A 6,933-nucleotide genomic window follows, 5' to 3' on the forward strand; every position below is an offset into this window, starting at 1 on the left:
GGTCAGAGGTCGGTCCGCGCCAGCGTCCCCGTCTCGCCACGCAGCCGGACCTCGACGCTCGCGATGTCGGCGCGGGGCACGTCGGTCGTGGCGGACAGCCCGTGGGCCTCCCGCCCGGACGCCGTCCACGACGCGATGCGTTCGTCCGTCCCGTCGGTGCGGACGACCACCAGGTCGTACATCACCGAGCCGTCCGCCGACCAGTCGCGGCCGCCGTACGAGCAGCCCCAGTCGAACCGGGTGCCCCAGGCCTCGTTGCGCACCGCCAGGTCGACGTCGAACCCGGACTTGCCGGTCAGCGCGTAGCGGTCCGCGGTGGATCCGGTCGACACGGTCGGCGCGGCCGCCTCGGTGCCCGGTGCGTCGGCACGCAGGCCGACCCCGAGCCCCGCGACCACGGCGACGACGACGGCGAAGCCGGCGCTGACGGACACGATCGCGCGGCGCCGACGCCGACGACGCCGGACGCGGTGCGCGACCGAGGCGAGGGTGCTCTCGTGGCCGGCGACGGGCCTCCCGTCCGGTTCCGCGATCTCCACCGCGGCGTCGGCCGGGAGGCGCCCCAGCAGCCCCGGCAGACCGGCCAGCTCGGCGACGGCCGAGCGACACGCGTCGCAGTGCTCCAGGTGGCGCTCGTACTCCAGGCGTTCGGCGGGCGGCAGTGAACCGAGGACGTAGGCCGCGTCCCACTCGGCGTAGCGGTCGTCGCTCATCGGGTGACGCCTCTCTCCTGCAGGGCCAGCCGCAGTGCTCGGAGCCCGTAGTGCAGCCGTGACTTCACGGTGCCCTCCGGGAGGTCGTGTCGCCGGGCGATCTCGGGCACGGTGTGCCCGAGCCAGTACGCGTCGACGACCACCCGGCGGTGTTCCGACGACAGCGACGCCAGGGCGTCGGCGACGACGATGCGGTCGAGGACCGCGTCGGTCCGGTCCGCCTCGACCCGGTCGACCGGGTGCTCGGTGCCGTGCTCCCGGCGGTTCCGGGCGGACCGGGCGTCGTCGACGACCAGGTTGCGCGCCACCGTGAACAGCCAGGCGCGGGCGGCGTCCGGTTCCCGTTCCAACACGGTGGGCCGCTGCCACGCGCGGACCATCGTCTCCTGGACGATGTCGTCGACGTGGGCGGCGTCGCGGGTGAGGTGCCGCACGTACCGGAGCAGTGCGTCGCCGTGCTCGCGGTACAGCGCGCCGAGCAGCTCGTCCGGTCCCGATGCGGCCATCGTCACTTCGCGAGGTCGAGCGAGAACTCGACCGAGCCCTTCGGGTCCACCGTGACGAAACCGAGCGACGGTGCCGTGACGCCGTAGTCCTGGAACGTGACCGGGACCTTGCCGGCGACCTGGACGTCGCCGTCCTTGCCGACCGCGACCTGCGCGTCGGCGCTCACGGACTTCGTGACGCCGTGCATGGTGAGGTCGCCGCTGAGGGTGACGCTCTGGGTCGAGCCGCCCAGGGCGGTCGAGACGTCAACCGGCTTCGTGACGCGGAACGTCGCGGTCGGGAACTGGTCGGTCTGCAGGGCCTTGTCACGGAAGTAGGCGTCGCGCGCGGCCTCCGGCGTGCTGATCTTGCCGACCTGCACGGTGACGGTGGCGTCGGAGAGCTTGCCGTCGGCGACGGTCGCCGTGCCCTCCACCTGCTTCGTCCGTCCGACCACGGTGACATCCTGCCCCTGCAGGACCTCGTGCACCCGGTACCCGGCGTAGGAACCGGTGCCGGACTTCCACGTGCCGTCGGCGGAGGCGGCGTCGAGCTTGCCCGCGGCGCTCGGGGAGAGCGACGGGGCGGCGGCGGCGGAACCGTTGACGGCGTCCGCGTAGAGGCGCGGGCCGACGACGACGCCGACCCCCGCGATGACGACGACGCCCGCCGCGATGCCGATGATGACCTTGGTACGAGTTCGCATTCCCATACCCAGGACACGAGACCGGCGTCGGGATCGTTCACGGATCGGTCGGCTCATCGGGAACGCTCACCTGGGGGCCACTACTCTGAGCGATCGGACAGCCTGCCCCGACGCTGTCCGGACACCGCGCGGACGCTCGAGGAGACCACCCATGTCAGTCGGACTGCTCGCCGTCGTGGACGACATCCTCAGCGCAGCCCTCAAGGCCAGCGCGAAGACCGCGGGCGTCGTCATCGACGACGCCGCCGTCACCCCGCAGTACGTGCAGGGCCTGGACCCCGCACGCGAACTGCCCGTCGTGGGCCGGATCGCCCTCGGCAGCCTGTTCAACAAGTTCGTCATCATCATCCCGCTGGCGCTGCTGCTGTCGGCGTTCGCGCCCTGGGTGCTGCCGTGGCTGCTCGTCATCGGCGGCACCTACCTGTGCTTCGAGGGGGCCGAGAAGGTCACCGAGTGGTTCGGCGTGCACCACGAGGCCGCCGCGGACGGTGCGGCGAGCGAACCGAAGCTGGTGTTCGGCGCGATCCGCACCGACCTGATCCTCAGCACCGAGATCATGCTCATCGGGCTCGCCAGCCTGGACACCGACCTGGGCTTCTGGCAGACCCTCGGGGCGCTCGCGGTGATCGGCCTCGGCATGACCCTGCTGGTCTACGGCGCCGTCGCGCTGCTGGTGAAGATCGACGACATCGGCCTGCAGATGATGAAGAACCCCGTCCGCCGCACCCGTCGTGCCGGCGCCCGGATCGTCCGCGCGATGCCGGCCGTGTTCCGCGTGATCAGCATCGTCGGCACGGTCGCGATGCTCTGGGTCGGTGGACACCTGGTGATCGCGAACCTGGCCGAGACGTTCTGGGCGGGGCCGTACGAGCTGCTGCACCACGTCGAACACGCGGTCGAGGGCGCCGGACCGGTCGTGACGTGGGTCGTGGACACCGCGGTCTCGGCCGTCGCGGGGCTCGTGCTGGGCATGGTCGTCGTCGGGATCGTCCTGGGGATCGGACGGCTGCGGGGCCGCTCGCACTGAGCCGGACCGCGGCGCCGGGTCAGTCCGCGGCGGGTCAGTCCGCGGCACCGCCGGAGCCGCGGACGGTCAGCTGCCAGGCACTGTCGGCCGTGCTGTCACCGGCTCCGAAGGAGACGCGGTCGACGTGGTGGCGCCAGGTCGCCGGGACCCGCAGGCGGTGCGGACCGTCGCCGCACTGCAGTGGTTCGAGTCCGAGGGACCGGGAGGTCGACCGGGCGTCGAGGAGCAGCATCCCGGACATCGTGCCGTCCCCGAAGCAGGAGAACTCCACCGCGTCGACCTCCGCCGGCGCCGCGAAGGTCATCGCGACCGACCCACGCTCGCGCTCCTCGGTCTTCCCGGCGCCGACCTGGGCACTGAGCACCGCGAGCACGTCGTCGTCGTGCTCCACCGCCGCGTCACTCGAGGCGCTCCATCGATCGACGGCGGCCGGGTCGACCGGCTCCGGGGTGCAGCCGGCGAGGGCCAGCACACCCACCGCGGCGAGCAGCGCCACCACCGGTCGTCCGACAGACAGCTCATGAGACATGCGCGACAACGTAGCGAGCGACGCTCGTGTCCGTGCGGGAGCGCGGGCGCGGGAGGCGGAACGTTGCCGGATCGAGATGGATGCCGTCCGACGTGGCCTCGGCCCGCGACGACGACCGCGGGGGGGCGGGGGGACCACGGGAGGGGTGGGACGAGGTGGCGGATCAGGAGCCACCCCGCCCCACGGACGCCTCGCCCGAGGGCCAGGACGTGACGCCGACGGTAGCACCTGGACACATCGGGCATGCGGTGCGCGCGATCGGTTCCTCGGGTGGACGAACACCCCGCGACGCCGTCGCCCTGCTGGCACGATGGGCATGCCCCAGGGGTCGGATCAGGGTCCTGGGACGAGAGGGCGGGGGCCTCACCGACCCCCGCCCTCAGCGCATCAGCGTCCGACGCGGCGGCTCGCCGTACGTCTGCCGGTACAGCGCCGTGAAGCGGCCGGCGTTGCTGAACCCCCAGTCGGCCGCGATGCCCGCGACGGTGTCCCCCCGCGTCGGGTCCCCGGCGACCAGGTCCGCCCGGGCACCGTCGACGCGCGCCAGCCGGACGTACTCCATCGGCGTCTGTCCACGCTCCCGCCGGAAGGCCAGCGAGAGCCCCCGGGGCGACAGCCGTGCCGCGGCGGCGATGTCCGGCACGGTGATCGGCTCCCGCCGGTGCTCGTCCACCCAGGCGGTCGCGCGGCGGACGGCAGCACTCACGGACGCCTCCCGCCGGGGTTCGGTGACCAGACCGAACGCCGAGATCGCACTCACGACGACGAACCGTGACGCCTCGGCGCGGAGCAGCTCGTTGCCGTAGACGTCCGGCGTCTCGAGCACCTGACGGCGGTACTCCTGCACGGTCCGGCGCCAGAGCCAGTGTCGACCGGCGTCCACCGGTCGCAGGGTGCCCTCCGCCAGGCAGACGCCCTCGTCGTCCCAGACCTCCCGGGCGACCCGGCGGAGCAGCTGCGCCGAGAACGAGCAGGTCGAGGCGACGGCGTGGTCGACGACGAACTCGAGCTCCTGGTCGGGCGGCATCACGAACGCATCGCCCTCGCCGATGACCTCGTCACAGCCCCAGGGGTTGAACGCGAACGCACCCGATCGCACCTCGACGAACATGAGCTCGTCGGTGGCGTCGACCGCGAGTCCGACCTCGGTGTCCCACTCGAGGTCGGCGACGGTGACCGGGTCCCCGACGATGACACGCTGCCGGTGCGAGACCAGGTCGGAGGACGCAGCGACGCGGTACCCGAACCCCGCACTGATCGCTTCGGTGAGTTCGTCGGCATTCGTCGTCTCCACATCGAGGAACGAAGGACTGCTCATGGTGAGGGGTCTACCACAGGCCCGCGATGGACGGCGGGACAGGATCATCCGCACAACGAAGACGCCCGGATCCGTCCCCTGTGCAGTGCCTCGACGGCGTTACGCTCTCGCCACCCCAACCAGCGCGGCCGTCGGCGTCCGCCCCGGTGACAGCGACGTCGCCCCGGGCCCGGCGCTGTCCGCACATCTGCAAGGAAGCAGGTCACGGTGAACCCCTTCTCCCCAGCGCCCCTCGGACGGGCCCGAACCCGCCGACGCGTCATCGGCGCGACGGTGGCGGTGGCGGTGGGCGCAGCAGCGCTCGGCGTCCTCGCCACGACCCAGACCGCCGTCGCCGCACCCCCGGCCGCTGCACCGACGACCGACCTCGGCCCGAACGTCCTCGTCTTCTCCCCGGACATGCCCCAGGCGGACATCCAGGCGAAGGTCGACACCGTCTACGAGCAGCAGGTCGACAACGAGATGGGCACCGCACGGTACGCGCTGCTCTTCAAGCCCGGCACCTACGGCTCGGCGGCGAACCCGCTCGACATCCGGGTCGGCTACTCCACCGAGGTCGACGGCCTCGGGCAGGACCCGAGCGGCGTGACGATCAACGGCGGTGTGACCGCGACCGGCCGCAACGGCAGCGGCTCGCTCGACACCTTCTGGCGGTCGGTGTCGAACCTGACCATCCACGTGGTGCCGACCGCCGACGCCTGCCACACCGGCAACGAGATGTGGGCCGTCTCGCAGGCCGCGCCGATGCGACGCGTGGACGTGCAGGACTACACGTCCTTCATGCCCTACTGCGAGGACCCGAACTACGCCAGCGGCGGCTTCGTCGCGGACTCGGAGCTCGAGGGCGGGGCACTGAACGGCTCGCAGCAGCAGTTCTACGTCCGGAACACCGACCTGGGTGCCGGATGGTCGAACGGCGTCTGGAACCAGGTGTTCTCCGGCGACCTGAACGCCCCCGCGCAGTCCTTCCCGGTGCCGCCGTACACGACGCTGACGGCGACCCCGGTCTCCCGCGAGAAGCCGTACCTCTACGTCGACGACAGCGGGGCGTACCGCGTGTTCGTCCCGAGCGCCGCGACGAACTCGGTCGGAACCAGCTGGGCGAACGGGCACACCCCCGGTCGTTCGCTGCCCCTCAGCGACTTCTTCGTCGCGCACCCCTCGGACTCGGTCGCGACGATCAACGCCGCCCTCGCGAAGGGCAAGCACCTGCTCGTCACACCCGGCGTCTACGACGTCGCGAAGAGCATCTCCGTCACGCGTGCCGACACCGTGGTGCTCGGTCTGGGGATGGCGACCCTGACCGCGCAGGCCGGTGCCGTCCCGATGGTCGTCGGTGACGTCCGGGGCGTCGACATCGCCGGGCTGACCTTCGACGCCGGCCCCGTCGACTCCCCGACGCTGCTGCGGATCGGCAGTGGTCACCACAAGGTCGACCGCAACCCGGCCACCGCCGGCAGCGCCGCCGACCCGACCGCCCTGCAGGACGTGTTCTTCCGCATCGGCGGCCCGCACGTGGGCAAGGCCACGACGAGCCTCGAGGTCAACAGCAGCCACACGATCCTCGACGACATCTGGGCCTGGCGTGCCGACCACGGTGTCGCCGGTTCCGTCGGCTGGACGGTGAACACCGCCGACACCGGCGTGGTCGTGAACGGGGACGACGTCACCGCCACCGGCCTGTTCGTCGAGCACTACCAGAAGTACAACGTGGTCTGGAACGGCGAGCGCGGGCGGACCGTGTTCTTCCAGAACGAGCTGCCGTACGACGCTCCGGACCAGGCCTCCTGGCGCCACCAGAAGGTGAACGGCTGGGCCGCGTACAAGGTGTCCGACAAGGTGGAGACGCACGAAGCGTGGGGTCTCGGCAGCTACATCTTCACGAACGTCAACCCGTCGCTGCACGCGACGCAGTCGTTCGAGGTGCCGGACCGACCGGGCGTGGTGCTGCACGACATGACCACCGTCGCGCTCAACACCAACGCCGGCACGATCGACCACGTCGTCAACGGCCAGGGCTCCGCCGCCACCGGCGCGGTGTCCGGGCAGCCGCAGACCGTGACGCGGTACTCGAACAGGGCGGTGCAGTAGCGGACGCACGCCGACCCACACGACGCGAGCCGAGCCTCCCGTCCGTCATCACGACGGACGGGA

7 protein-coding genes are annotated in these 6,933 nt (G+C 71.8%); 2 read left to right on the forward strand and 5 right to left on the reverse strand.

All coding sequences use genetic code 11. From position 1 onward, the window contains the following. Nucleotides 1–2 precede the first annotated feature (2 nt). From QCD68_RS02130 to QCD68_RS02140, 3 genes are read right to left on the reverse strand one after another with little or no spacing between them, the layout of a single operon-like run. Nucleotides 3–713, reverse strand: coding sequence for an anti-sigma factor family protein (locus tag QCD68_RS02130; RefSeq protein ID WP_301221837.1), 711 nt, complete (start codon nucleotides 711–713; stop codon nucleotides 3–5). Beyond that, on the reverse strand, nucleotides 710–1,219 hold the full coding sequence (locus QCD68_RS02135; RefSeq protein WP_253466101.1) for a sigma-70 family RNA polymerase sigma factor: 510 nt from the start codon (nucleotides 1,217–1,219) through the stop codon (nucleotides 710–712). The genes QCD68_RS02130 and QCD68_RS02135 overlap by 4 nt, the downstream gene beginning before the upstream one ends. Nucleotides 1,220–1,221: 2 nt before the next feature. Next, on the reverse strand, nucleotides 1,222–1,905 hold the full coding sequence (locus QCD68_RS02140) for a YceI family protein (RefSeq protein WP_301221838.1): 684 nt from the start codon (nucleotides 1,903–1,905) through the stop codon (nucleotides 1,222–1,224). A 151-nt stretch (nucleotides 1,906–2,056) separates the two neighbouring features. Between QCD68_RS02140 and QCD68_RS02145 the strand changes: the two genes are divergently transcribed. After that, nucleotides 2,057–2,932: a DUF808 domain-containing protein gene (locus QCD68_RS02145; protein ID WP_301221839.1), complete on the forward strand. Its 876-nt coding sequence runs from the start codon at nucleotides 2,057–2,059 to the stop codon at nucleotides 2,930–2,932. Nucleotides 2,933–2,966: 34 nt separating this feature from the next. Here the strand turns inward: QCD68_RS02145 and QCD68_RS02150 are convergent, their stop codons facing one another. Both QCD68_RS02150 and QCD68_RS02155 read right to left on the reverse strand, forming a co-directional pair. Then, entirely contained in the window at nucleotides 2,967–3,461 is a 495-nt protein-coding gene (locus QCD68_RS02150) for a hypothetical protein (RefSeq protein ID WP_146248266.1), read from the reverse strand. Nucleotides 3,462–3,840: 379 nt separating this feature from the next. Beyond that, complete coding sequence (locus QCD68_RS02155) at nucleotides 3,841–4,779, reverse strand: helix-turn-helix transcriptional regulator (protein WP_301221840.1); 939 nt, start codon at nucleotides 4,777–4,779, stop codon at nucleotides 3,841–3,843. 207 nt (nucleotides 4,780–4,986) lie between these two features. Between QCD68_RS02155 and QCD68_RS02160 the strand changes: the two genes are divergently transcribed. Continuing rightward, complete coding sequence (locus QCD68_RS02160) at nucleotides 4,987–6,870, forward strand: adenylyl cyclase (RefSeq protein WP_301221841.1); 1,884 nt, start codon at nucleotides 4,987–4,989, stop codon at nucleotides 6,868–6,870. Nucleotides 6,871–6,933: the final 63 nt, after the last annotated feature.

It is taken from the genome of Curtobacterium sp. PsM8 (assembly GCF_030433875.1).
Classification (GTDB): Bacteria; Actinomycetota; Actinomycetes; order Actinomycetales; family Microbacteriaceae; genus Curtobacterium.